At 55.4% G+C, this 24,535-nt stretch carries 28 protein-coding genes; 15 read left to right on the top strand and 13 right to left on the bottom strand.

Going from position 1 to position 24,535, the window contains the following annotated elements:
* Nucleotides 1-3: 3 nt before the first annotated feature.
* From NITSA_RS06805 to NITSA_RS10910, 5 genes are all read right to left on the bottom strand, one after another.
* The gene (locus NITSA_RS06805; RefSeq protein ID WP_013554283.1) at nucleotides 4-519 is read right to left on the bottom strand and encodes an asparaginase domain-containing protein; all 516 of its coding nucleotides are present in this window, start codon (nucleotides 517-519) and stop codon (nucleotides 4-6) included.
* A complete protein-coding gene (locus NITSA_RS06800) occupies nucleotides 519-1,196 on the bottom strand; it encodes a dUTP diphosphatase (protein ID WP_013554282.1) in 678 nt (225 codons plus the stop codon). Before NITSA_RS06800 ends, NITSA_RS06805 begins: the two co-directional genes overlap by 1 nt.
* A gap of 151 nt (nucleotides 1,197-1,347) precedes the next feature.
* Complete coding sequence (locus NITSA_RS06795) at nucleotides 1,348-2,328, bottom strand: hypothetical protein (RefSeq protein ID WP_042203846.1); 981 nt, start codon at nucleotides 2,326-2,328, stop codon at nucleotides 1,348-1,350.
* Between the two features lie 2 nt (nucleotides 2,329-2,330).
* Nucleotides 2,331-4,286, bottom strand: coding sequence for a methionine--tRNA ligase (metG, locus tag NITSA_RS06790; protein ID WP_013554280.1), 1,956 nt, complete (start codon nucleotides 4,284-4,286; stop codon nucleotides 2,331-2,333).
* 76 nt (nucleotides 4,287-4,362) lie between these two features.
* Nucleotides 4,363-5,016 (bottom strand): response regulator transcription factor, encoded by a 654-nt coding sequence (locus NITSA_RS10910; protein ID WP_052296612.1) that lies wholly within the window; start codon nucleotides 5,014-5,016, stop codon nucleotides 4,363-4,365.
* Nucleotides 5,017-5,189: 173 nt separating this feature from the next.
* Between NITSA_RS10910 and NITSA_RS06780 the strand changes: the two genes are divergently transcribed.
* From NITSA_RS06780 to NITSA_RS06770, 3 genes are read left to right on the top strand one after another with little or no spacing between them, the layout of a single operon-like run.
* Nucleotides 5,190-7,055 (top strand): hypothetical protein, encoded by a 1,866-nt coding sequence (locus tag NITSA_RS06780; RefSeq protein ID WP_013554278.1) that lies wholly within the window; start codon nucleotides 5,190-5,192, stop codon nucleotides 7,053-7,055.
* 32 nt (nucleotides 7,056-7,087) lie between these two features.
* Nucleotides 7,088-8,089 (top strand): ATP-grasp domain-containing protein, encoded by a 1,002-nt coding sequence (locus NITSA_RS06775; protein WP_013554277.1) that lies wholly within the window; start codon nucleotides 7,088-7,090, stop codon nucleotides 8,087-8,089.
* The gene (locus tag NITSA_RS06770) at nucleotides 8,086-9,078 is read left to right on the top strand and encodes an ATP-grasp domain-containing protein (RefSeq protein ID WP_013554276.1); all 993 of its coding nucleotides are present in this window, start codon (nucleotides 8,086-8,088) and stop codon (nucleotides 9,076-9,078) included. Before NITSA_RS06775 ends, NITSA_RS06770 begins: the two co-directional genes overlap by 4 nt.
* Here the strand turns inward: NITSA_RS06770 and NITSA_RS06765 are convergent.
* The 4 genes from NITSA_RS06765 to NITSA_RS06750 all read right to left on the bottom strand — a co-directional run bounded on the left by NITSA_RS06765 (nucleotide 9,072) and on the right by NITSA_RS06750 (nucleotide 11,837).
* Nucleotides 9,072-9,866 carry an SDR family NAD(P)-dependent oxidoreductase gene (locus NITSA_RS06765; RefSeq protein ID WP_013554275.1) on the bottom strand — a complete coding sequence of 265 codons (795 nt, stop codon included), beginning with the start codon at nucleotides 9,864-9,866 and terminating at the stop codon, nucleotides 9,072-9,074. The genes NITSA_RS06770 and NITSA_RS06765 overlap by 7 nt on opposite strands.
* Nucleotides 9,867-9,949: 83 nt before the next feature.
* Nucleotides 9,950-10,651, bottom strand: coding sequence for an aspartate/glutamate racemase family protein (locus NITSA_RS06760; RefSeq protein WP_013554274.1), 702 nt, complete (start codon nucleotides 10,649-10,651; stop codon nucleotides 9,950-9,952).
* Nucleotides 10,648-11,121 (bottom strand): lysozyme inhibitor LprI family protein, encoded by a 474-nt coding sequence (locus tag NITSA_RS06755; protein WP_013554273.1) that lies wholly within the window; start codon nucleotides 11,119-11,121, stop codon nucleotides 10,648-10,650. The genes NITSA_RS06760 and NITSA_RS06755 overlap by 4 nt, the downstream gene beginning before the upstream one ends.
* A complete protein-coding gene (locus NITSA_RS06750) occupies nucleotides 11,118-11,837 on the bottom strand; it encodes a hypothetical protein (protein WP_223162224.1) in 720 nt (239 codons plus the stop codon). The genes NITSA_RS06755 and NITSA_RS06750 overlap by 4 nt, the downstream gene beginning before the upstream one ends.
* Before the next feature lie 260 nt (nucleotides 11,838-12,097).
* Here NITSA_RS06750 and NITSA_RS06745 point away from each other — a divergent pair, with 260 nt between their 5' ends.
* The 12 genes from NITSA_RS06745 to NITSA_RS06690 all read left to right on the top strand — a co-directional run bounded on the left by NITSA_RS06745 (nucleotide 12,098) and on the right by NITSA_RS06690 (nucleotide 20,963).
* Nucleotides 12,098-12,571, top strand: coding sequence for a hypothetical protein (locus tag NITSA_RS06745; RefSeq protein WP_013554271.1), 474 nt, complete (start codon nucleotides 12,098-12,100; stop codon nucleotides 12,569-12,571).
* A gap of 31 nt (nucleotides 12,572-12,602) precedes the next feature.
* Nucleotides 12,603-13,808: a nitrous oxide reductase family maturation protein NosD gene (gene nosD, locus NITSA_RS06740; protein WP_223162223.1), complete on the top strand. Its 1,206-nt coding sequence runs from the start codon at nucleotides 12,603-12,605 to the stop codon at nucleotides 13,806-13,808.
* Nucleotides 13,805-14,263 (top strand): hypothetical protein, encoded by a 459-nt coding sequence (locus tag NITSA_RS06735; RefSeq protein ID WP_013554269.1) that lies wholly within the window; start codon nucleotides 13,805-13,807, stop codon nucleotides 14,261-14,263. Before nosD ends, NITSA_RS06735 begins: the two co-directional genes overlap by 4 nt.
* 26 nt (nucleotides 14,264-14,289) lie before the next feature.
* Nucleotides 14,290-15,132, top strand: coding sequence for an HAD-IIB family hydrolase (locus tag NITSA_RS06730; protein ID WP_013554268.1), 843 nt, complete (start codon nucleotides 14,290-14,292; stop codon nucleotides 15,130-15,132).
* Nucleotides 15,133-15,187: 55 nt separating this feature from the next.
* Nucleotides 15,188-15,487, top strand: coding sequence for a chorismate mutase (locus NITSA_RS06725; protein WP_013554267.1), 300 nt, complete (start codon nucleotides 15,188-15,190; stop codon nucleotides 15,485-15,487).
* 157 nt (nucleotides 15,488-15,644) lie between these two features.
* The gene (gene sufB / locus NITSA_RS06720) at nucleotides 15,645-17,081 is read left to right on the top strand and encodes a Fe-S cluster assembly protein SufB (protein WP_013554266.1); all 1,437 of its coding nucleotides are present in this window, start codon (nucleotides 15,645-15,647) and stop codon (nucleotides 17,079-17,081) included.
* Nucleotides 17,078-17,833, top strand: coding sequence for a Fe-S cluster assembly ATPase SufC (gene sufC, locus NITSA_RS06715; RefSeq protein ID WP_013554265.1), 756 nt, complete (start codon nucleotides 17,078-17,080; stop codon nucleotides 17,831-17,833). Before sufB ends, sufC begins: the two co-directional genes overlap by 4 nt.
* Entirely contained in the window at nucleotides 17,833-19,080 is a 1,248-nt protein-coding gene (locus NITSA_RS06710) for a SufD family Fe-S cluster assembly protein (RefSeq protein ID WP_013554264.1), read from the top strand. Before sufC ends, NITSA_RS06710 begins: the two co-directional genes overlap by 1 nt.
* A 115-nt stretch (nucleotides 19,081-19,195) precedes the next feature.
* The gene (locus tag NITSA_RS06705) at nucleotides 19,196-19,621 is read left to right on the top strand and encodes a SufE family protein (RefSeq protein WP_013554263.1); all 426 of its coding nucleotides are present in this window, start codon (nucleotides 19,196-19,198) and stop codon (nucleotides 19,619-19,621) included.
* A complete protein-coding gene (locus NITSA_RS06700; protein WP_013554262.1) occupies nucleotides 19,618-19,971 on the top strand; it encodes a metal-sulfur cluster assembly factor in 354 nt (117 codons plus the stop codon). Before NITSA_RS06705 ends, NITSA_RS06700 begins: the two co-directional genes overlap by 4 nt.
* Before the next feature lie 101 nt (nucleotides 19,972-20,072).
* Nucleotides 20,073-20,549, top strand: a complete 477-nt coding sequence (locus NITSA_RS06695) for an OsmC family protein (RefSeq protein WP_013554261.1) — start codon at nucleotides 20,073-20,075, stop codon at nucleotides 20,547-20,549.
* Nucleotides 20,550-20,963, top strand: coding sequence for a YchJ family protein (locus NITSA_RS06690; RefSeq protein WP_013554260.1), 414 nt, complete (start codon nucleotides 20,550-20,552; stop codon nucleotides 20,961-20,963). It abuts the gene before it with no gap.
* An 8-nt stretch (nucleotides 20,964-20,971) separates the two neighbouring features.
* Here NITSA_RS06690 and NITSA_RS06685 read toward each other — a convergent pair whose 3' ends face one another.
* The 4 genes from NITSA_RS06685 to NITSA_RS06670 are packed head-to-tail and all read right to left on the bottom strand — an operon-like array spanning nucleotide 20,972 to nucleotide 24,433.
* Nucleotides 20,972-21,304: a hypothetical protein gene (locus NITSA_RS06685; RefSeq protein ID WP_013554259.1), complete on the bottom strand. Its 333-nt coding sequence runs from the start codon at nucleotides 21,302-21,304 to the stop codon at nucleotides 20,972-20,974.
* On the bottom strand, nucleotides 21,301-22,842 hold the full coding sequence (locus tag NITSA_RS10905; protein ID WP_013554258.1) for a transglycosylase SLT domain-containing protein: 1,542 nt from the start codon (nucleotides 22,840-22,842) through the stop codon (nucleotides 21,301-21,303). The genes NITSA_RS06685 and NITSA_RS10905 overlap by 4 nt, the downstream gene beginning before the upstream one ends.
* Nucleotides 22,839-23,126, bottom strand: coding sequence for a YggT family protein (locus NITSA_RS06675; RefSeq protein WP_013554257.1), 288 nt, complete (start codon nucleotides 23,124-23,126; stop codon nucleotides 22,839-22,841). The genes NITSA_RS10905 and NITSA_RS06675 overlap by 4 nt, the downstream gene beginning before the upstream one ends.
* On the bottom strand, nucleotides 23,114-24,433 hold the full coding sequence (locus NITSA_RS06670) for a glutamate--tRNA ligase (RefSeq protein WP_013554256.1): 1,320 nt from the start codon (nucleotides 24,431-24,433) through the stop codon (nucleotides 23,114-23,116). The genes NITSA_RS06675 and NITSA_RS06670 overlap by 13 nt, the downstream gene beginning before the upstream one ends.
* Nucleotides 24,434-24,535 lie beyond the last annotated feature (102 nt).

The following is a 24,535-nucleotide window of genomic DNA, read 5'->3' as shown; positions in this document are numbered from 1 at the left end:
AAATTATGCCTTGTGGACGAAAATCCCTTTTTCACGATCCTTGACGATCCGATCATAGGGAAGGACCAGGCCGTGCATCGCGATAAAGACTCCCGGAGCATCATTGCCAAGCAGCCAGCCGATCGCCGAGGCGAAGTTGGCGGTGGCTTCCACCGGGTCGATGGAGTAGGGGATCATCGCACCGGCAAGTACGATCTGCCGATCGGGGCAGTGCCGGGCTAGATGGGCGCCACTGAGGTCCATTGTGTCGGTGCCGTGGACGATGAGGATCTTTCGCTCCGGCCGCTCTTGAACGGTCTGCGCCAGGAGTCGGCGGTCCTCTTCGTTCATCTCCAGACTGTCCTTGCCGATGATATTGATGAGGGGCGCTTGGCACTTCCAGTGCTTCAAAAGCTCTTGGACGGCTTGGGAGTGGGGATCGACTCTGAGCTCCCCGGCGATCGGATCGTAGATCTTGTTGAAAGTCCCGCCGGTGGAGAGAATGGCGATTCCTTCAAGGGGATTGCTGAGCCGGGGCATTATTTTGCTCCGGGGTAGGCGGCTTCGAGTTTGGCATAGAGCTCTTCGGGCCCGATGCCTCGGTTTTGGGCGAGGATCTCCTGCATCACAACATTGTCTTCACGCCCCTCCCACTCTTTGAGATAGCTTCCCTCTTTGTAGCCGTGATCCTGGCGGAAGCGGTTGAGGATGTTCTTGCCCACGTAGAGGCTGTAGAGTGTATTTAGATCCAGCTCCCCCAACGCCGCCACATCGAAGAAACGGGCGGTAAGTTCCTCGATGGGTGCCTGGGCGAAGAGGGCGGCGACGAAGGATTCGACGGTAGCGATCTGTTTGTAGATATCTTCGGGCCGCTTGAGCGCTCCCCGGGCGAAATCGCAGTAGCTCTCCGTCTCGGCGATGCGTCGGGCCAGTTTGGAGATATCCCCGTCTCCCTCGAGCCGGTTCAAACGCAGCGCTTCACTCATCACAAAGTGCCAAATGTCGACCGCTTCGATGCGGATATTATCGTAATCGGGCGCCGCGTCGATGTTTTTCCAGTGTTTCCAGGGGTAGCTCTCCACCAGCTCCGCCGCTTCGAGCCAGATGCAGCGCCGCCAGTCGATCTTTTTGCCGCGGTTGGTGAGGCCCTCTTCCCAGCCGGGGCCGTTGGTTTCGTCGTTGAGTTGTTGTTGGAGTCGGAGCATGGTTTCGAGCATGGGAATCCTTTGAGTAACTAGAAACTAGAAACTAGTAACTAGGAATTTTGGTTGGCGTCGCCTTGCGACGCTTTCTCTTAAAAGAGGGCGAAGCCCCCACCTTTCCCTAATAACCAATGACCAATGACTAATGACACGCGTGGTACACGCGTTAGAACAACGTTCGCTCTTCCCGCATCTGTTTGAGCATCTCCCGGTCGAGGGAGTAGACGAAGGCGTAGTTGAAGTGGGTGTTTTTGAGGATCTCTCTCGCCTCTTCGGGGGTGTGGAACCAATAGGGGCGCTCCACGTTTTCCACCTTGGTTTTGGGCGGGGTGAGGACGATGCTCCTGGCCCAGCTGCTCTGGTAGCGGACATACTCCCGTGCCTGGACGATGTCGGGGAGATTGTCGACGAAGATTACCACACGGTCGGAGCTTCCCTTGGGGATGCTCTCGAGCTTTCCATCCACGAAGACAGGCTGGAAGTGGCGGGTGTAGTGAATCTTGTCCAGGGAGTAGGGGAGCTCTTCGCGGTCGCAGAAGTCCACCACACGCAGCAGATGGCTCAAATGGAAAGGGGCCATCTCCTTTTGCTGGTAAATGTAGCCGTGGACTTTGAAGGTGGAGCGAAAGAGGGTGTCGCTGATCATCTGCCCCTCGGCCTCCTCTTCCAGGCGTATCGGTTCGGGGGTGATGGTCTCGAGCAGTTCCCGGTCACTGCCGACGAAGAGCCGCTGATCGCTGTTGAGGATCATTTCGAAGGCTTTGGTCCACTCTCTCGGCAGAAAGGCGATGTTGCTCTTGTGGGTGAGGATCATCTTGAGGAAGCTCTCCTCGTGGGGGCGCAGCAGGACCACTTCGGCCTCTTTGCGCAGCATCACGTAGCGCAGGAGCCTGAAGGCCGCCTCTTTGACCGAATCGACTTCGATCCAGGCGATCTCTTCGTCGAGGTCTCTGGGACGCTCTCCCGCGTAGATGACGGCGTAGGCTCCCCGCTCCACCGCCGCGGGGATGTCCTCGTTGCGTGCGGCGAAAAAGAGATCACCTCTTTCGACCTTGGAGGGGAAGACGGTCGCGCTCTCGATCGCCTGGACCTGAGGCTCGTTGTCCAGGGTGCCGCCGGTGATGTTGATGAGGTCGGATATTTTCATTTTCACCCGATCGGTGTGCCAGGTTTTTTGGGCTTTTCGGGGCGGATCAGGGCCAAGCCCTCCTCATCTTTGGCGGCCAGAAGCATCCCCTCCGAGCGCAGGCCCATCAGTTTGGCGGGTTTGAGGTTGGCCACGACGCAGACCTGGGTGCCGACCAGGTCCGCCGGGGCATACCACTCTTTGATCCCGGCGACGATCTGGCGCGGCTGCTCTTCGCCCAGGTCCACCTGGAGAAGCAGGAGCTTTTTGCTCTTGGGGACCTCTTCGGCTTCGAGCACGGTGCCGACTTTGAGGCTGGTTTGGAAAAACTGGTCGATGGTGATGAGCCCCTGGGGCTCTTCGCTCTTGGCCTTCTCTTTTTTGGATGCCTCCTTCTTGGGAGCGGCTTTCTCTTCGGCGGGAGTCGCTTCTTTGAGCAGCTGCTCTTCGATGCGGGGGAAGAGGGGTGGGACCTTTTCGATGGTGAAGTCGCTGAGGAGGTCTTTGCGCTTGATCAGGTCTTCATAGGCGGTCTGGTTGATCGTGAAGCCCAGGGCCCGGGCGATGGTATCGGTGGTCTTGGGCATGACGGGGTGGAGCATCACGGAGACCTTGGCCAGGATGTTGGCGATGAGCCCCAGCAGGGCCAGGGCCTCTTCGGTTTTGCCCTCTTTCATCAGCACCCAGGGTTGGTATTTGTCAATCGATTTGTTGGCGATGGAGAGGGGCTTCCAGAGCTCTTCGAGGTAGCGGTGCAACTGCATTTCAAAGAGCAGCGGCTCTAGCTTGTCCAGGGAGTCGTGGACTTCCGCCAGCTCGTCGCCGTAGAGTTCGGCCACTTTGGCGCTGCTGACGGAGCCTTCGCTGTATTTGCCGCTCATACCGATGAGGCGGTTGAGGAGGTTGCCCAGATCGTTGCCCAGGTCGGAGTTGATCCGGTCGATGAGGGCCTTTTGGCTGAAATCTCCATCACCGCCGAAGGGGACCTCCCGGAGCATAAAGTAGCGGAAGTTCTCCAGGCCATAGGCGTCGGCCACCTCTTTGGGGTTGATGACGTTGCCCTTGGATTTGGACATCTTCTCCCCGTTGCGGGTCCACCAGCCGTGGGCCGCGATGTGCTTGGGCAGGGGCATATCGAGGCTCATCAGAAAAGCGGGCCAGTAGACGGCGTGGAAGCGGAGGATATCCTTGCCGATGAGATGCACGCGGGCGGGCCAGAAATCGAGGAGCTTCTCGTCGGTGCCGTAGCCCAGTGCGGTCAGGTAATTCATCAGCGCATCGAGCCAGACATACATGACGTGTTTGGGGTCGTTGATCTCCGGCGGGAGCTTGACCCCCCAGTCGAAGCTGGTGCGGGTGATGGAGAGGTCATCGAGCCCTCCTTCGACGAAGCGCATCACTTCGTTGCGGCGGGTCTTGGGGAGGATGCACTTTTCATTCTCCCGATACCACTCCAGGAGCTTGTCCTGGTATTTGCTCAGCCGGAAAAAGTAGCTCTCCTCCTCAACGATCTGGGTCGGCTTGCCGCATTCGGGACAGAATTCGCCGTCGACGAGCTGGGTCTCGGTGAAGAAGGCTTCGCAGCTGATGCAGTAGTGGCCCCGGTAGACATCTTTGTAAATGTCCCCCTTCTCATACATCTTTTTAAAAGCCGCCTGGACCCCCAGTTTGTGGTCTTCATCGGTGGTACGGATGAACTTGTCGTAACTGATGTCAAATTCGTCCCAGAGGGCTTTGAAGCGTCCGCTGATCTCGTCGGCATACTCCTTGGGGGATTTGCCCCGCTTTTTGGCGGCCTCTTCGATCTTTTGCCCGTGTTCGTCGGTCCCGGTGAGGAAAAAGGTCTCCAGGCCGGCCATGCGGGAGTAGATCGCCAGGGTATCGGCGATGATGGTGGTATAGGCATGGCCGATGTGGGGAATGTCGTTGACATAATAGATCGGAGTGGTGATATAGGCTTTTTTGCAATGCTCGGACATGGAACGCTTCCTTCGTGGATAGTGTGAAATGAGTTGGAGTTATTTTAGCCAAAAGTTGCTGTCGGAGACGTTTTTTTCAATTGCCGGGCACCGGGCAGTGGGGAGAGAGTTCACCGGAGAGATTTTCGAGTTTGTAGCCCACTCCTCTCATGGCAATGATCAAAGGGGTGGCGATTTTCTTGCGGAGTTTATAGACGAGCACTCTCAGACGGTTTTTATCACCGCCGTAGCCCCAGATATAGTCGATCAGGGTCTCTGCCGAAATAAAGGATCCTCTATAGCGAGCGAGAAGATGGAGGAAAAGACCCTCCTGACGGCTGAGGGTTACCGGGACCTGTCGGTGAGTCAGTTCGTTTTTGTAGAGATCAAAACTGTATCCGTTTCTCAGTGTTACGATTCGGCCACGATCCGGTGTCTCCCACTCGATCCAGAAGGTGAGTTTCATCAAAATCTCTTTATTGGTCACCGGGGGTTTGATGTAATCCGAGCAGCCCGCTTCGAGGCAGTTTCCGATCTTGGAACTGCTGTCGAAATGATCGATGGCAATGATTGGGACCCGACTGCGATATCGGCGGATTTTGCGGATTGTCTCGAGATAATTCTGTACGGTACCCGGCGTTGTCATGGAGACGATGACGGCTTCATACCTGCTTTCCTGCAGGTCCTTTTCTGTCAACTCTTCTCTCTTTTTGATCCGGAAGCGGATGCCCAGCAGAGCCCCCTCTTTCACAAGTGAATTGTAATGGCGACTACTGGAACTCAGTAACAAGACTCTCATACGGATAATTCTATCTTAAAATTTTCAAAAATTAATTTTTAAGACATCTATTAAAGTGACAATAAAATGTATGAGGTGATTGAGTCGTCTGTGAGCAGACCGGTTGCGGAGAAAAGGAGAAAAAAATGTTACAAAGAAATATAATGCTGTCGATGGCGGCGGTGTCGGTTTTGATTTTGAGCGGTTGCGGAGGTGGAGGAAGCGGAGCGAGGAAAAGCGCTCCCGTCGAATCCGGAAACTCTGGGGTCGGCATCAATGCAAATGGAGGAAGCGGAGAAATCGCAGGATCAAAGGGCGGCTCGATAGAGATCGATAGTGGCGTCAATCTGAAGATTACAAAAAGTGGTAAAGTGGATACCACGTTCGAAGTGCCGACACATACCCCCGATTTCGGTCAAATCCCGGCGGAGATCAGCGCAGATACGGTGATCCCCATTCGGGACAGTAATGACAGCCATCTGATCGGTGTTCCTTTCTATTCTCAGGATACAAAGCTGATGGTGAATGTCGGAGAGGATGCCGACACTTCCAACGATCGGAATGCGACCGGCCTTCGCATCGATCACGGTGTTACCGTGCTGGCAGAGGGGGATGACTCGACCCGATACAGCTTCGTTTCGGATGTGGTGATCGATGGTGTGTTGAAGGTTGTGAGGCAGGAAGAAGACGAAGCCGGAAAACTCGTTGCAGAGAATAGGCCCGCTAACCTGAGCATTACAACGGAAGGCGGTTGGATTATTATCAGTGAAGAGGGAAAGATCGATCTCGGAAGCCATGACGTCAGCGATCCACAGGAATCGGGACATCTTGATTTGTATATTGAGGACCAGGAAACTGCAGATACAGACAATAATGAGCAACGGGCTCTGGTAATCGCAGGAACGATCGATGCACGTGGGAAGCATGGAGGACGTCAGGCGGATATTTATTTGAACACAGAGAATCAAGCCGCAATCTACATAACACAGACAGCACGACTGCAGGCAGACGCTCTCAACGGCTATGATGGCGGCGATATCCATATCACCAGTTACGGCGGCCTCTATACAGCCGGGACCATTTCGGCCAACGGGGGTGATATGGCTGATGATGATGCTGGCGATGGCGGTCGAATATATCTCAGCGACAGGGATGGTTTTCCGTTTATCCTCGCAGGGAAAATCACGGCAAATGGCGGGAAGTACCTGAGGGAGGATGTATCAGACGCTCCCGGCACTTTGGGGAAACGGCCTGACTTACGAAGAGGCGGTGATGGTGGATCTATCGCTTTGGGTTTCCGATCTGAGAATGATTTCAAAGGCTTCGCCACGGTAGAAGCCGAAGGTGGGGATGCCCCGGAAGGCCAAGCCGGTCGGGGCGGGGAACTACGGATCGATATCCATGCGATTGGAGATAAGAAAGAGATCGCGCAGTTGGGCGGTCCGCTGAGCGTCAACGGAGGGGACGGCCGTATCGGAGGGGATGGAGGAGAGCTCTCCATCGAACTTTCCTACGAGAATCGGGACGATCCGAGTGCAGTTCCCGATGTTCTTCTGAAGGGCTATACCTATATCGCAGCCAATGGAGGAGCGGGAACAGATGTGGCCGGACGGATCGGAGATGATCACGGCGAGATCGATTTTGACTTCGGCAATAAAAGTGATGTCCCCCAGGTATTCGTCAATGAAGCGGATCTCTACCTTTATGGTGCGGATGCCAATGAAGCGGAAGATCAGGAAGATTTCAGCGGTGCAAAGGGTGGCAATGGAGGATGGCTCTATCTCTATGCCGATGTAGCGATGACCGTTACCAATAGCGGGAATATCTATCTCTATGGCGGAGACTCCTGGGGTGATGCCAACAACAGTGACGGTGGAACGCTCACCTACTGTTTCCATGAAGATGTAGATGGAAACTTCACGTCCAATGTCGATGTCACGCTCTCTCCGGGAACGGGAGGAAGCGGAGCGCCCGGCAGTGCCGGGAGAATTGTGAATGAGTGTGATGGGTAACTGGTGCAACACGCTTCCTGGGTGACACAAAGATGAGCACGATCCTGGATCTCTGGAGCATCGGGGATGCGGAGGAGGTGACCGTGGTGCGTGCCTATGGAGAGGGGGGACACCCGGAATTGCATCTGGAGGGTCTGATGCCGATACTGCAGCTTCTGGATCCTCAAAAATATCCCCGTCGTGTTCTGGTACTTGGCAGTCCTTCTGCCGGTTCGCCCACTCCGGGATTCACTCCCGCCCTGATCTGCAACAGTATATGTGATCCCGACAGCAACCGAGAGGGGCTCGAAGCGGCGGAACGGGTGATCGGGGCTTATCCCGGTGTCCGGGTCGTCAATCCTCCCGGAGCGGTGCGAAACAGCTCCAGGGAACGCCTAGCCTCTCTGGCGGTTGGTATTGCGGGGCTGCGGGTGCCCAAAACGGTGCGGATTGCTCCCCTGTCCTCCGCTGAGCTTCCGGAATGGGTGGAAAAGTATGGCATGGAGTTCCCGGTGTTGTTTCGTCCCGTGGGAGGCCAGGAGGGGAGAGCCCTGATCCGGATCGACAGCGCGGAAGAGTCCGGGAAGCTGGAAGCCTATGCCCTGGACGGACGGGAATTCTATCTGAGTGAATTCGTCGATTTTCGTTCGTCCGACGGATACTACAGAAAGTACCGGTTTTTCATCATCGCAGGGAAGATACTTCCGGGACATGTGATCTATTCCAAACACTGGAAGATCCAGAGAGACACGATCGCAGAGCTCCCGCCGGCCCTGAAGAGAGAGGCCGTCGACTTTCTCTCTTTCAGTGAGGAAGAGGGGGTGGCTTCGCTTGGGGTGCTTGCCGAAAAGATCGGTCTCGATTTTATGGGGGTCGATTGTTCGTTCCTGGCGGACGGGAAGATCCTTCTCTTCGAAGCCAATGCATGTATGAATCCCTTCTCCGAAGAGAAGGAACCCGGCTACTACACCGAAGCTTGGCGGAAGCGGATCGTCACCGCTCTGGAGAGCCTGATGGATGCCAAAATCTCTACAGTAAAAAGTGTCAAACGATGAGGCTTCTGAATCTCGTCGGAATCCCTGACAGCGGCAAGATCCGGGTCCTGCAGAACCGGGGTGATCTCTTTCGGAGTGATTTTCATTTTCCGGGGAATCTTCCTCTCTTGGAGTATCTGGGCCGCACCGGTGCGTTGGAAGTGGTCACGCTGCTGCTGGGCGGGTTGAAAAGCTCGGAGATACGGGTAGGTCCGACGGACCTCATTTTCAATTCCATCTGCGATCCCGACATCAACGCACACGCCTTGAACGTGGCCGCAGAAGTTATCGAAGCGCTGGAGAAGCCGGTGATCAACGATCCCCGCTGGATCGTGCGCAGCGGCAGGGAAAATGTTGTCAGACTTCTGGAGGGTGTGGAAGGGGTGCGCCTTCCGTCAGTGATCAGGACAGTAGCCCGAAGTGCAAACGAGTTGATCGAAGCGGCGGAACGTTCCGTCAGATACCCCTTTCTGGTCCGTGAAGCGGGGAAACACGGGGGAAAAACGTTCCTGAAGATCGACCGTCCTTCCGAGGAGTGGAAACTGCATTGCTTTCCGTTCGATGGGAGAGCCTATTATCTCTCTTCCTTCGTAGAGACCCGGGGAGAGGACGGGTTGTATCGTAAGTACCGGATGGTCTTCATCGACGGAGAGCCCTGGCCGAGGCATATGATCGCTTCGAGAGAGTGGATGGTCCACGTCGGAAGCCGGCGGGAATTGATGGCAAACGTGGCGTCACTGCGCAGAGAAGAGGAGGAGTTCCTGACTGAAGGGTCCGAAAAATTCGCTCATCTGTGTGCGGAGATCGGGCACCGTGTCGGACTTGACTTTTTCGGGCTCGATTTCGGGATCAATCGGGAGGGACAGCTGGTGCCCTTCGAGCTCAATGCCTGTATGAATGTTCTGGGAGGCGGAACCCATCCCGCGCCGTTTGACTATCACAACCGACGGAGCGATGAGATCCGCCAGTCGATCTTTGCGATGATGCGCCGCAGGGCGATCGGTCACTGAGCGGTATAGCCGCCGTCTACGGGAATCCGGGCCCCTGTGATGAATCCCGCTTCCGGAGAAGCGAGGAAGAGCACCATCGCCGCGACCTCCTGCGGAGTCCCGATGCGGCCCAGAGGCTGCTGAAGAGCTGAGTGTCTTTCGGCTTCCCGGAGGTCGCCGCCGTATTCTTCGGCGGCGATCTGTGCAATGGCCTGGCGATAGAGGTCGGTGTCGATGGTCCCGGGACAGACACAATTGACCCGGATCTTTTCCGGGGCGTAATCCAGTGCCAGAGATGCCGCCATCTGGCCGATGGCCCCCTTGGTAGCCCCATAGGCGAAACTACGGCGTTTCCCGATAAAGCTCTGGTCGGAACCGATGAGGGTCATGCAGCCCCCGTGTCGTGCGATGAGATGCGGCAGGGTTGCACGGAGGGTATTGTAGGTTCCGGTGAGATTGATATCGAGGAGTTCCTGCCAAACTTGGGGATCGGTTTCCAAAATGGTGCCGAGCCGGTGAATCCCTGCATTGGAGACAACGAAATCCAATCCGCCAAATCTTTCGACGGCTTCTTCCGCCGCTTCCTCCATCCTCCGGGCATCCCGGGTATCCCCCGCTATGTAGAGCAACCGTTCGGAGTTTCCCTGTTTCCGGAGAAAGGCCTTCGCAGCGGACTCGTCGCGATCGACGAAGCAGACGGAGGCTCCTTTTCCGAGAAAGGCCTGGACGGTCGCTGCACCGATCCCTTTCGCCCCACCGGTGATAAAAAGGGTCTTTCCCTCCCACCAATTCTGTTCCGCACTACCCATCCGCTCTCCTTATGTACCTGCTTTCAAAACCATTGTATCCGGTTTGTTCCGAAGGGACGAAATCGTGGGGGAAAGGAGGTGTGCTATGTCAAATCGCGCAAGGCCAGATCCACCGCCTTTTGGGCGTGGATATGTGTTGTGTCGAAGAGGGGGATGCCGGTATGTTCGGTTTTGACGAGCATACCGATCTCCGTACACCCCTCGATGATCCCTTCGGCCCCCCGGTCGGCAAGTTTGTTTATGATCCGAAGAAATTCGGCCCGCGACTCTTCCCGCACGATCCCGAGGACCAGCTCTTCGTAGATGATGCGGTGGACGATCTCCCGATCCCGCTTCTGGGGGGTCAGTACCTCGAGTCCCCATTTTTGCCGTAAACGTCCGGCATAGAACTCCTCTTCCATCGTAAAGCGGGTTCCCAGCAGCCCAATAGTCCGGGTCCCCCGGTCACGGATCGCTTTGGCGGTGGCATCGGCGATGTGAAGGAGAGGGATGGAGAGGGCCTCTTCGATCCGGGGAGCCACCTTGTGCATCGTGTTGGTGGCGATGAGGAGCAAGTCGGCTCCCGCGGCTTCGATACGCCGGGCGTCAGCGGCCAGCAGTTCCCCCGTGGCATCCCAGTCGCCTCTATGCTGCAGCTTTTCAATCTCCTGGAAATCGACGCTGAGCATTACGCATCGGGCGGAGTGGAGCCCGCCCAGGCGTTTTTTGACCTCTTCATTGATGATCTCATAGTAGAGTGCGCTGCTCTCCCAACTCATCCCGCCGAGTATGCCGATGGTTTTCATGGCATATCCTCCGGTTGGTTATTTTGTGGGCGGATCTTTTGTGAGCCGCTACAGAGATCGCCTTCTTCCGCTCCCCACAGCCACTGCTTCAAAAATCTGATTCTTTCGAGAGTCAGCTCTCTTTTGAACATCGCCTCACACATGGGAAAATCACTGCCATAATAACCGGGTTGGCCTTTATGGGGAAACTTCAGCAGGAGGTCGGCATCTCGTAGTTTTATCCATGTCTGTTGTGCCCTTTTGAGTTTCTCGAGAAAGAGTTTGTCATCTTTGTAAAGAGCCTTTATTCTCTTGTAAACTCTGTTCAATTCCGCATCGGCCTTTCGATAAGACTCGAGTGCGCATCGATTCATCGCTCCCTGGGTCGAGGCTCTCTCCATACAGCTTTTGGGTTTGCTTGCCTGGAGGGAACTCGCAAGGATCAGACTCGCTGCGAGAGCCGTTTTTACCTTGATGTTGAGACGGTTCATCTATCTAGCTCCTTCTTCTTACCGACAGATTCTACTAAATCTTCATAAAAAAGCTTTTGGAACTTCCAGTCCAGTTTGTCGAAGTCCTTGATCTCGGAGAGCGTGATCAGTTGACCCCATTTGATACAGCTCCATCTCTCGATGAACCTTTCGTCTCCGCCTTGTGCGTTTTTGTTGGTATTGATCCGGATGAGTTTCTTTTTTGTCAGGAAATTGATGCTGATAAATTTCTCCACTACGGGGCCATGGTTGATACTTGCGTCGTATCCGATCAGTTCAAAATGCGAATGGTGATAGCGAAAGACATATTGCCAGTATCCATATCGACCGTGGAGATACTCGATGTAGAGTTTCCCCTTTTTGATCTCGATCCACAATTCCGGAGGAAAATAGATTCCGCCTTCTTCGTTTTCGGAACTGAAGCAGTCGGTATTCCTGGCGGCGAGTCTGTAGCCGTTTCTGCTTTTGAAGAGGATGATGATCCCACGCCGATTTCTGTCGACCTTCTGACCGGCGAAATCGGTGACAATGTTTCTTTTGTCGATTCTTTTTATGATCAGTACCAGATCATCCCTCCCGTCACCGTTCAGGTCACCTTTGTACCGCTCAACTTCCCGATAGCCCTTGGGAATAAAATCGCCGGGCTTTGTCTGTGATGTCCATGCGAGGGCTGTGAACATCAGAAAAAAGATCAACTTGGGAAATAGGCGCATCATCGATCCATTTCTTTCGATTTTATCGTGGGGATTATTCCTGCTGACGAGCCTGAAGGTTTTCAGAGAACATTTGGTAATGCAACACCTTCTCTCCAGCAGGAAATTATTATCTTCCGAATAGTATTTTGCCTTTTCGTGATCTTCTACGAAATTTTTATCATCTTTATGATGCCATAAACCGAGAATATGACAAGGGTCAAACAACCCGCATCCGCTCTGTGGTATCATTGAAACAGACAGAAACAAAAGTAGGAAGTTCTATGACTCGCCTGATTCTCATCCTTCCATTCCTTTCTCTCACCATCAACGCCGGCGAAGCCGACCCCCGTATCGCCCGGATCCGCAAGATCTTTCGGCAGATCGAGGCTCAGGTCAAAGATCAGGCATTTCTCTATAAGAAAAAAGAGCGATATGATGGATACGAAGTTTCCCAGGCGGTGATCTACATCGACGAAAAGGGGAGGGTGCGCAAGCTCCATTGCGAAGGCGGCACCGAAGACAGTGCCGGATCGGGAGATTACTACTTCCGCAAGGACGGGACGATCTTTTTCAGTTTCGTCCGGGGAGGGAGCGTTCACGGCTGCGAGAGCGAGGTTCGCAGCTATTTCGATTCTACGGGCAGACTCATCAAACGATTGAGAAAAGACGGCAAGCAGTGCCCGGCGATGTGGTTCTATCCTCTGAAAATCGGTGATCCCGAGAGAGCTTATGCGAACTGTTGCTTTAGGAATTAGAAAGCTGTTTCCATCTCTTTGGCTCGGGGCGGTGATCGCACAGGCAGGGGCCTTGCAGCAGGCCATTGACCGGGTGGAGCCCGGGGCGATGATCGAGCTGGGATCTGGCGTGATCGAAGAGAGCGTCACCATCGACAAGCCGCTGACTCTCAAAGGAGTGGAAGGCAAAACTTTGCTTCAGGGACCCGGCAGGGGAACGGTAGTGACAATCGGCTCTTCTCATGTGCATTTGGAAGGTTTGACGATCCAAGGAAGCGGCCGTCGGAGGGAGAGGCTGGATGCGGCGGTGAAGATGGACGGGGTGTCGGATGTAAGCATCAAAGGGTGCAAAATTGAGAAAAGCCTCTTTGGGATCATCGCGGAGCGGAGTGCCCATCTGGAATTTTCAAGAAATAGTATTCGCTCTTATCCTGAGAAGGTAGTCGATAACCGCGGGGATTTCATCCGGCTCTGGGGCAGCCACGACATCAAAGTGCGGGGCAACCGCTTGGAGCACGGGCGGGATCTCTCCGTAACCCGTTCGCACAATGTCCTCCTTGCCGATAACCGCATCCGAGAAGCCCGCTACGGAATCCTGGCCTCGATGGATACCAACCTCACGGCCCGAGGCAACGATATTCGGAACATTTATGCCGGTTTTTTTATCCGGGGCGGTCGAGACCTCAATGCCACCGGCAATACCGTCTTCGATACCCGCACCGCCACGGGGACGGGTATATTGCTGGCACACGGCAGGAATATCCATATCTCGGACAATCTATTGATGGCCTGTGCCCAGGCTCTCTACATCGACGCTTCGCCCGTGGAGATCGGGATGCGCCGTTACATATACCACAACGCCGTTGTTGACAACGTAACCGCGCTGCACTTTCACGCCGCCCTGCGCAACAATACCATCCGCGACAACGACTTCGTGGGCAATCTCCACGACGTGGAGCGGGACATCCCCAAAGCCAAACGGGAGCACAATGATATCGCTCTGAACTACTGGGACCGTTACGAAGGCTTCGACCGTGATAGAGACGGAGTGGGGGATACCCCCTACCGGGTACTTATCTACGCCGACAAGCTTTGGCAGGATGATCATCGGCTGAAGTTTTTCTACGCAACGCCGATCCTCTCGCTGGTCGATTTCATCGAACGTTTGGCTCCCTTCGACGCGCCGGAGGAGCTGCTCAAAGATCCCCGGCCCCGAATGCAGCGGAATATCCATTCAACGGCAATTGAGGTAAAATGAAATCTTTTCAATTTCGTAGAGTGGATACCGAAGAAGAACTGCATCTGCTTTACGAAATGGTGAAGGAATTGGCAGAGACAGAAGGGCAGACAGAGCTCTTCGTCGCGACCTTCGATCAGTATTTGCAAACCTTTCTCGGAGAGTCTCCTGTGGCGGAAGGCATCGTGATCTATGCCGATAGGGAGCCGATCGGTTTCGCCGTGATCCTGCGCAAGTTCGCTACCTATCTCGGGAGGGAAACGGCTTACATCGAGGATCTCTATCTACGTACGGGATTGTGTCACGGTGAGTCACGTCTCAGGGTCTTATCCGGTCTTTGCGAGAAATTCCGTAGTGAGGGATATGTACGGGTCGAAATGCGTGTGTTGAAACGCTTCAATCTCGGTGAAGAGGTTTTGCAAAAGGCCGGTTTCAATCCGGTCGATAAATGGCAGGTTTGGCGCTGCCCGCTATAATTCTTTTCAAAAAGGGTCCTCTTCCTATGAAACCTTTCTACCTCACCGACCTGGACAAGACCTTTCTGCGCAGCGATCTGAGCATCTCCGCCTACAGCCGGCGGGTCTGGAACGAATCCATCAAGCAGGGGGCCAGGCTCTCCGTCGCCACGGCCCGGAGCTTGACCGGAGTGCGCAAGCTGCTCGAGGGATTGGAACTTCGGGAGCCGCTGATCCTGCTGGACGGGGTGGTGATCGCTACGATCGACGGGAAGCTCATCGACGTGGCGGCGTTGGATCGGGAAATCGGTGACGGGATCATCGAGCTGGCCCGTGAGGAGTTGGATATGGAGCCTTTGTTGGTGGGGATGGAGGCTGATGGGCAGGAGAGCTTCATCTACCCAGCCCATCCCAACCCCTATCAGGAGGAGCTTCTGAGGACTATGCACAATGACCGCCGGGTCAAGGATGTGCCCAGGATGCGGGCGATGGAGCGGAACCTCAAGATCGTCTATATGGAGAGTGAGGCCAAAACGGCCGAACTGGAGCGGCTCCTTCGCCGTCATTTCGGCGATGCCATCGAGATCAAATGCTCCGCCGACCCCTACATCGACTGCTGGTTCCTAACGGTGCTCCACCCCGAAGGGGACAAGGCCCACGCCCTGAGCAAGCTCGAAAGACTCGAAGGGGTGGACAAGGACCACACTACGGTTTTCGGCGACAGTCACAACGATATCGGCCTTTTTGAGATGGCGGGGCGGAGGATCGCTGTGGCCAACGCCATCGAGGAGCTCAAAGAGCTGGCCGATATCGTACTGCCCTACAGCAACGACGAGGATGCCGTCGCCCGCTTTCTCGAAGAGGAGATCCTTCGGCCGTCAAAGCTCTGAAAGGGTACGGGCGTATGCTATAATGGCTTCCAGATTTACCAGAGGGAGGTGTAGGATGGAGATCAAAGAGTGCAGTTCTCTCGAAGAGGCCCGCAAAGAGATCGACAAGCTCGACGATCAGATCGTGGAGCTCATCGCTGCGCGTAACGCGTACATCCGTCAACTGGCCCACTTCAAGGATTCGGTGGATGAGATCAAAGCCGAAGACCGGATCGCCGACGTAATCAACCATGTCCGATCCAAAGCCATCGAACTGGATCTCTCGCCCAATCTCATCAACGACCTCTATCTGCGGATGATCGATGCGATGGTCGATACGGAAGTGGCCGAGTTCAAAAACGCCAAAAATTTTTAATTTACCTTTACAATGCCCGAAAATCGGGCATTCTTTCCCAACTTTTTCCCAAAATAAGACAAATTTCCTCCGATTTAAAACTTTTTCTGCTAAAATGGCTTGACATGGGTGTTTCGCTTAGGCTATAACACCGGAAAAGAGTTGAAAAAGGATTGTCATGGCACAAGAAGAGCTGGACAAAGCGGTCTCGGGCGAGTATGCCCTCGGCTTCGAGATCGATATCGAGGAGGACAAGGTCCCTCCCGGGCTCAGCGAAGAGGTGATCCGTTACATCTCCAAAAAGAAAGACGAGCCCGATTGGATGACGGAGCTTCGCCTCAAAGCCTACCGGAAGTGGCTAGAGATGGAGGAGCCCCACTGGGGGCACCTGGAGTATGAACCGATCGATTATCAATCCATCTCCTACTTCGCCGCGCCCAAGAAGGGGCCTGAGAGCCTGGATGAGGTCGATCCCAAGATTCTGGAGGCTTACGAGAAGCTGGGGATCCCCCTGGAGGAGCAAAAGCAGCTCGCCGGCGTCAAAGTGGCCGTCGATGCCGTCGTCGACTCCGTTTCGGTCAAAACCACCTACCAGGAGGAGCTGGCCGAGAAGGGGATCATCTTCTGCTCCATCTCCGAAGCGATTCGGGATTACCCCGAGCTGATCAAAAAGTATATGTTCAGCGTCGTTCCGATGAATGACAACTACTTCGCGGCGCTGAACTCGGCGGTCTTTACCGACGGAACCTTCGTCTACATCCCCAAGGGGGTCCGCTGCCCGATGGAGCTGAGCACCTATTTTAGGATCAATGCCCTCAATACCGGGCAGTTCGAGCGGACATTGATCGTAGCGGATGAGGGGAGCTATGTCAGCTACAACGAAGGATGCTCCGCGCCGATGCGGGACGAAAACCAGCTTCACGCCGCCGTGGTGGAGCTGATCGCCCTGAAAGATGCGGAGATCAAATACTCCACGATCCAAAACTGGTACCCCGGTGATGAAGAGGGCAAAGGGGGGATCTACAACTTCGTGACCAAGCGCGGGCTTTGCGAAGAGAACGCCAAGATCTCCTGGACCCAGGTGGAGACCGGTTCGGCGATCACCTGGAAATACCCCAGCTGTATCCTCAAAGGGGACAACAGCGTCGGTGAATTCTACTCCGTTGCCGTGACCACTCTGGCCCAGCAGGCCGATACGGGAACCAAGATGATCCACCTGGGCAAAAATACCAGCTCCACGATCATCTCCAAAGGGATCAGCGCCATGAAGGGGCAAAACACCTATCGGGGACTGGTCAAGATCGGCGCCAATGCCGAAGGGGCCCGCAACTACAGCGAATGTGACTCCCTGCTCATCGGCGACAAGTGCGGGGCCCACACCTTCCCCTATCTGGAGAGTAAGGACGCCCACGGACAGGTGGAGCACGAAGCGACGACGACCAAGATCAGCGACGAGCAGCTCTTCTATCTCCGCCAGCGGGGGATCACCGAAGAGGATGCGGTGAGTATGATCGTTCATGGTTTTTGTAAAGAGGTCTTCAGCCAGCTGCCTATGGAGTATGCGGTCGAAGCGAAAGCACTGTTGAATTTGACATTGGAAGGAAGTGTAGGATGAGTAACGTTGTGATGAATATCGAAAATCTCCATGCCCGGATCGGCGAAAAGGAGATTCTCAAGGGATTGAACCTCCAGATGGAGGAGGGGAAGGTCCATGCCATTATGGGGCCCAACGGAGCGGGGAAATCGACCCTCTCCAAGGCGATCACCGGCCATTATGATGTGGAAGTGACTGACGGAGCAATCAATTACAAAGGGCAGGATATCGTCGACTGGGAACCCGAGGATCGGGCGCTGGAGGGGATCTTCCTCAGTTTCCAGAACCCGGTGGAGATCCCCGGCGTCAACAACGCCTACTTCCTGCGCACCGCCGTCAACGCCAAGCGCAAACACCTGGGCCTGCCCGAGCTTAATGCTGCGGAGTTCCTGCGGGAGATGAAGCGCCTGGTGACCGAGCTGGGGATGAAGCCCGAGATGATCAACCGTTCCCTCAACGAAGGCTTCTCCGGCGGAGAGAAGAAGCGCAACGAGATCCTGCAGATGATGATGCTCCAGCCCGATTTGATCATCCTCGACGAGATCGACTCCGGCCTGGATATCGATGCGCTGCGCGCCGTCAGTGAAGGGATCAACAAGATGAAGGACGGCAAGCGCAGCTTCCTGGTCATCACCCACTACAGCCGGATCCTGGATTACATTGAGCCCGACTATATCCACGTCCTCAAAGACGGCAGGATCGTCAAAACCGCCGGCCCCGAGCTGGTCGCCGAGCTCGAGGAGAAGGGTTACGGCGCCATCGAGGAGGCGTGATGAGACCGATGCTGCTGGGGGAGATGAGCCCCGAAACCCTCATCGAGGAGCTGGGAGCCAACCCGACACGGCTTTTGGCGGCCCGCCGATTGGCCGAGCTGGGGATGCCCACCCGTAAAAGCGAAGCCTACCGCTATTTCGACATCGAGCCTTTGATGGAGCACGACTGGGAGGTGGTGCAGATCGCCCCGACAGGGGAGATCGCCCGGAGTCGCAAAGAGATCGTCATCACCGACGGTGTGGTGACCGCTATGCCTGAAAGCGCTGAGATCGTCGTGGGGTGCAGCGATGCCGTAGAGATCGACGGGGACCATTTCGATCCCCTCTATTATCTCGGCCATCTGATGAGCAAGGAGATCATCTCCATCCGCTTCAAACAGGATGCCAAAGTGACGATCGTCCACCGCTTCACCCGGCCGGGCAAATTGCTGGCCTATCGGACAGCCCTCTATGTCGATGCCAATGTCCGGGTGCAGGTCGATGAGCGCTATGAGGGGGCCGAAGCCTGCGGCGCTTTGGTGCTCGGCGGCTATGATGCTTTCATCGCCCGGGATGCCGATCTGAGGCTGATCAAAGATCAGACCCTGAAAGTAGGGGATTACACACCGATCCTCTCCCACCGGATCAAAGTCGATTCCCAGGCCCACTGCGGCCTGCACACCTTCGACTTCGGCCAGGGAAGCGGACTTCAGCTGATCCGGGCCGAACTGCACAAGCATGCTGGCATCGACGCGGATCATCTGCTTTATGCCGCGGACCATGCCCGCCGGGGCACTGTGAGTCAGATCGTCCATATCGGCCAGAGCTCTCTGAGCAATCAGCGGGCCAAGAATATCCTGGCCGAGAAGGCACGGGGGATCTTCGATGCGCTGATCAAGGTGGAGCATACCGGCAAATACACCAAAGCCCACCAAAACTCCAAGGCGATCCTCCTCAACGACGGTGCCTATATGGCCAGCAAGCCCCAGCTGGAGATCTACATCGACGACCTGGAGGCGAGCCACGGTTCCACCACCGGACAGCTCGACGAAGCGCAGCTCTTTTACCTTCGCAGCCGGGGGATCTCCAAGGATGAAGCGCGCAAGATGCTGATTTTGGGCTTTGCTAACGAGCTGATCGACGCGCTGGAAGACGAGGGGCTCAGAGAGCGTATCCACGCCAGCTTCGAGACCGCCTACTGGGGGCAGACGAGTGTGAGCTGTATGGAGACTTGCCACGGTTGCGAAGACGCAGCTGCGTCTTCATAATAATGAGAAAATAGAAATGAGAAATGAGAAATTATGGAGAGCGTTGCGATGCAACGCTTACAATAGTTTCTATTTTCTATCTTCTAATTTCTAATTTTTTCCAAAGGAAAACATTATGGGTTCCATCGACGAAACTCTGGCGCGTTATAAAGAGGATTTCGACCTCTTCGAGACGCCAAATGAAAAATTCGAATACATTTTCGACCTGGGAAAGAAGCATACGACCCTTCCCGAGGGGGAGAAGAACGACGCTACCTTCATCGAAGGGTGCGCCTCTCCCGCCTGGCTGGTGGGAGAGTGCAAAGACGGCAAGCTGATCCTGCGGGGAGAGGGAAGCAGCGAAATGGCCAAGGGGATGCTGACCCTGCTGTTGGACATCTTCAACAACCGTACGCCCGATGAGATCCTCGACTTCGATCCCAAAAAATTGAACGATCTGGGGATCATCGAGCATCTCTCCCCGGTCCGTCAGAAAAGTCTGCAAGCCTTCCTGGAAAAAGTCTATACTTATGCCAAACGATGCAAGGAGCAGAACCAATGAGCAAAGATCCCCGTGAAGTAACTCCCGAAGAGTCGGAAAAGAGATTGATTGAGGAGCTGCAGAAGATCTACGATCCCGAGATCCCCGTGGACATCTACAACCTGGGGCTCATCTACGATGTGAAATGCGAAAAAGACCCTGTCAGCAAGCTCAACAAGTGCAAAGTGGTGATGACCCTGACCTCCGCTACCTGTTCGATGTCGGAAGTGCTCGTCGACCTGGTGAGGACGATCCCCAGCCGCATCGAGGATCACTCCATCGAAGAGGTGGATGTGGAGCTGGTCTTCGATCCCCCCTGGGATCAGTCCAAGATGAGCGACGAAGCCAAATTGCAGCTAGGACTATTGTAAATGAGGAATGAGGAATTAGGAATGAGGAATTGTGGTAAGCGTTGCTGCGCAACGCCATCCATAATTTCTAGTTACTAGTTACTTTATAAAAGGCAATTTCTATGACCATCTCCCTTGACTATCTAGGTGACAATAAATTCAAGGCCAAAACCGGTGAGTATGCCTTTTTGATCAACGCCAATGAGATTACGCCGGTGGAGTATTTCGCGGCGGGGATCCTGGGATGTACGGGGATCGATATCGCCGCTTTTGCCGAGCGGGATGGCTATGAGCTACGCGATTATTCGGTGGAGGGGGAGATTGAGCGGCGGATGGAGCCGCCGGTCAAGTTCGAGTCCCTCCATATCATCTACCGATTCTCCGGCCGCTTCGATCCCGTACGGGCCCGGCGCTATGTGCTCTCTTCGCTGGAGAGCTACTGCACGACGGTCAACTCCATCCGTGACAGCGTCAAAATCAGCTACTCCATCATTTACAACGGTGAGACTATCGTCGAGAAGGAGGAGATCCTCTCCGGCTGCGATACGGAGCGTCCCCATCTGGAAGACGGCTTCGACGGGGTCTGTTGCCGCTCCTGAATGATGAAAAAGCTCAGCTCCAACGATCCCTGCCCCTGCGGCAGCGGGGTCAAGTACAAAAAATGCTGCGCCCGTTTTCACAAAGGGGCCCTGGCTCCCGACGCTCTGAGCCTGATGAAATCCCGCTACAGCGCTTATGCCGTGGGGGATGCCCGCTACATCATCCGCACCACCCATCCGGAAAATCCCGATTACAGTGAAGATCGCAAGGCGTGGCGGGAAGAGATTTTGAATTTTTGCCGGGCCAACGATTTTTTGGGCCTGGAGATCCTGGATTTTTCGTCCATCGATGAGAAGCGCGCGACGGTGGAGTTCGTCGCGACACTCTCAGGCGGGGTGATCCGGGAAAAGAGCCTTTTTCTTATGGAAGATGGCGAATGGCTCTACCACAGCGCTTTGGAGATCAACAACTAAAAAAATCTTCAGAGCACTAACTTCAACATCTTCGCATACTGCTCGGGAATCTCGAAACGCTGCCCTTTGAGAAAATTTTCTGCGACAATATTGATCCACTCTCGGGAAGTGACGATCTCCTGTGCCAGAAGATACCAATGCCCCTTTTCTTCGATCACTTCATATTCGTTCACCGTCACTTGGATCGGTTCTTTCTCCCCTTTGAGCAGGATTTCGAGTTCGATGTTTTTTTGCTTACTGTCGACTTTGAGATTGAGCACTTTTCCGTAGCTCTTTATGCGGCTGTTGATGAGCAGGGTGAGGCCCTGGGAGAGGGTGCTGTCCTTGAGCCGCCGTATCATTTTCGTCTTTTGCGAAACTCGTCGGTATAACGGGGCAGATGGAGCACGGAGACCAGGTCTGTGAGGCGGATGGGATAGCCCAGCTTGTTGAGATAGATGACGTAATTGGTGAGGACTTTTTTGCCGTAGTCGTTTGCCTGATAGTTGGCGACCCGTTCCAGACTGATCCAGGGGTCGTATTTGTTCCGGTTCTCGAAGAGGTCTTTGCGCCGGATCAGGCGCTTGGTGAAGCCGATACCGGCATTGTAGGCGTAGGCGACGAAGAGAGGGTGGTGCAGCCAGCTCGTCAGATAATCCATATGGGTATTGGCGTATTTGAGGGCGGTGATGGGGTCGAAGAGATCGTCATAGTCGATCCGCTCGTGCCGCACCTTTTGGAGATGGTCGACCAAAAAGGGCATAATCTGCATCATCCCCAGGGCGAAGGAGCCGGAGACCGAGGCGGGGACGAAGCGGCTCTCCTGTCTGGCGATGGCATAGAGGATCGCCTGGCGCTTGACGGGAAGCTTTTTCATAAAATCCCGGTAGGGCATCGGGAAGTATTGGGGCTTGTCGTGCCCGGCCTTGGTCATAATGTAGCAGTAGTGGCCGACGGTCTCGTCGGTTTTGAAACGCTGAGCCAGGGCCTCGAGGTCGCTGTGGGGATCGAAGATCTTCTGTTTGAGGCTGTGCCACTGGATCGGGTCGCGGATATCGAATCCGGGGACATGCCCCCGGGGAAGCTCGGGGGTGATCCCCAGGTCGTATTTCATCTTCAGGGCGTCCCGGGCGGCAAGGGTGTAGAGGTTGATATCCCAGCTCTTAGCCAATTTTTTGAGGTAGTCCCGGTCATCGTCCGCTTTCCAGGCCCAGAAGAGGGCCCGGTCGGCCAACTCCCGCTTGCGGGCGCGTCGGGCGGCCTGGGCGAAGTCGTACTCCGCCAGGCTCTCGTCGCCGCGTCGGAGCGCTTCGAAGCTCAGGCGCATCAGATAGTCGTAGCGGAGACGGTTGTCCTGGGCGGGCTTGTAGCGCAGGATGCGGGAGAGCTTTTTGAGCCGGTCGCGGCGCAGATAATAGAGCATCAGGTTGGCATCGGGATAGCGGCTCAGCTCCTGCCACTCTTCTTCGCTTATCTTATAATCAAGGGTGCGGCGCCCCCGGGTTCCGGCGTGCTTGAAGACGAAGAGCTTCATCTCGGGGTCGAGCTTTTGCCAGGCCGAGAGAGGATCGGGGGATCGTAGCACCTGCCGTGCGATCGCCAGTTTGCGCTCCAACTCCTGCTTCTGTCGGGGGCTCAGGCTCGGTTTGGGCCGGGGAGGGATCGGCGGGTTGTGTCCGGTCTTGCGGCGGTAAGCCTTTTTGAGGTTGGGATTGATCCGTGAAGCTTCGCGGATGATTCGCCGCGCCTGGGCCTTGGTGGTACTCTTTTGGCGGATGAAGCGCCAAATGTAGTAATCCTTCTCCACACCCTGGGGGAGGGAATGGACCTGGGCGTAGCTGAAACTCTTGGCCCCCAGGGGGATCAGGAGCAGCAGAAAGAGTGCGAAGAGCGCTCTCATCCGAAGACGAGCCTCAGGAGAAAGACATCGAGAAACTGCAGAGCCAGCAGGATCACGATGGGGGAGAGGTCGATCCCTCCCACGACCACGAAGGGCATCTTGCGCCGAACCCAGGCAAAGGCGGGCTCGGTGAGGCGATAGAGCCCGAAAATGAGGGAGCGGACGGTGGGATTGGCGGGATTGGGCTGGACGAAGCTCAGCACCGCGGCGATGATGATCATCCAAATATAGAGATTGATGACAGTGTGGATTACCTGTACCAGAGCATAGATCAGGGCTGACATTTCGCGACCTCCGTGATGTAGGGATTTATAGTTTCATAGATTTTATCCAGTTTCGGGCCCTTTGGCGAACCGGTGATGAGCAGGCGCAGGGGTGTGCGAAGCTCTTCCCCCTCCAGAGCGCTCTGGGCCGTCAGGTAGGCTTCGAAATCTTCGTAGCTTTCGATCATGGGAGCACGCCGGATCAGCTCCGAGAGCTTCCGCATCCTTTCTCCCTGGGGTCCATCGCATCTTTTTGGGGAAAAGATCGCACTGATGCGTTCATCCAGCTCCTTGACGGTGGCACACTCATCCAGGTAGAGCTTCGCCAGACGCCCGATGTCCCGGTCGGCGAAGCGGAAGATGCGGGAGAGGGCCAGGTCGTCCATTCGCTGCAGATGCTCACGGTTGATGCGCCGAAGCTCTTGTATGTCGAAGCGGGCCGGCTCCGCTATGAGGAGTTTGGGATCGAACCACTCCACCGCTTCGGGGAGGGTGAAGATCTCCCCGGGAGCGTCGATCCCCAGGGTCAGGAGGTAATTGATGATGGCGTCAGGGAGGAAGCCCTCTTCGAGCAGATGGAAGAGGGTTGCGCTCCGGTCGTGGGGGGAGAGCCTTTTGCCCTCCGCATCGCGAAGGGTGGGCGGATGGAGGTAGGCGATCTGACTTTCCATTCCCAATGCTTCACGCAGGTAAATCTCCCGGGCGGTATGGGGGGTCAGATGCCCCTCATCGCGGATCACCAGGGTGACCCCCTCCATCAGATCGTCCACGGCCGTGGCGAAATCCTCCGTGGGGGTTCCGTCAGCACGCTGGAGGAGAAAGTGGTCGACTTCGTGGGGCTCGCTTTGCTGCTCTCCGAGTAAAAGGTCAGTGAATGTGACGGGCCGGGCAGGTTTGCGCAGTCGGATCGTGAAGGGGATTTGTTCCTCTTTGATGCGGGTGATCTCTTCGGGAGGAAGATCCAGGCAGTGCCCTCTGTAGCTATGGGGAAGGTTTTGCCGGGCCGCTTCCCGGCGCTCCTGTTGCAGATCCTCTTCGCGGCAGATACAGAGAAAGGCCTTTTTCGATTCAAGCAACTGAAGGGCCAGACGCTGATAGCGGGCCGGGTGGCCGCTCTGGTAAACCGTTTGATCGGGCTGCAGGGCGAACTTTTGTAGGAGGCGTTCGTGTTCCTGCTCTTTGCCTTCGATGTTCCGGGTTCTGTCCAGATCCTCGAAGCGGAGGATGAAACCCTCATTGCGCTGTCGGGAGACGATATAGTTGATCAGGGCGATCCGCAGATCGTTGACATTGAGATCCCTGTCAAGGGGAGGTGCAAAGCGTAACATCGGTTCTCCGGAGATAAATTTGGCGAATTATAACTTAAGAGCATCTCTTGTGAAAATTCACGTAATATTTAAGACCTGTGCAAGATAAGGAAGGATAGACTT

Source organism: Nitratifractor salsuginis DSM 16511, assembly GCF_000186245.1.
Classification (GTDB): Bacteria; Campylobacterota; Campylobacteria; order Campylobacterales; family Sulfurovaceae; genus Nitratifractor; species Nitratifractor salsuginis.
This window is presented reverse-complemented; position numbering and strand designations above follow the sequence as displayed.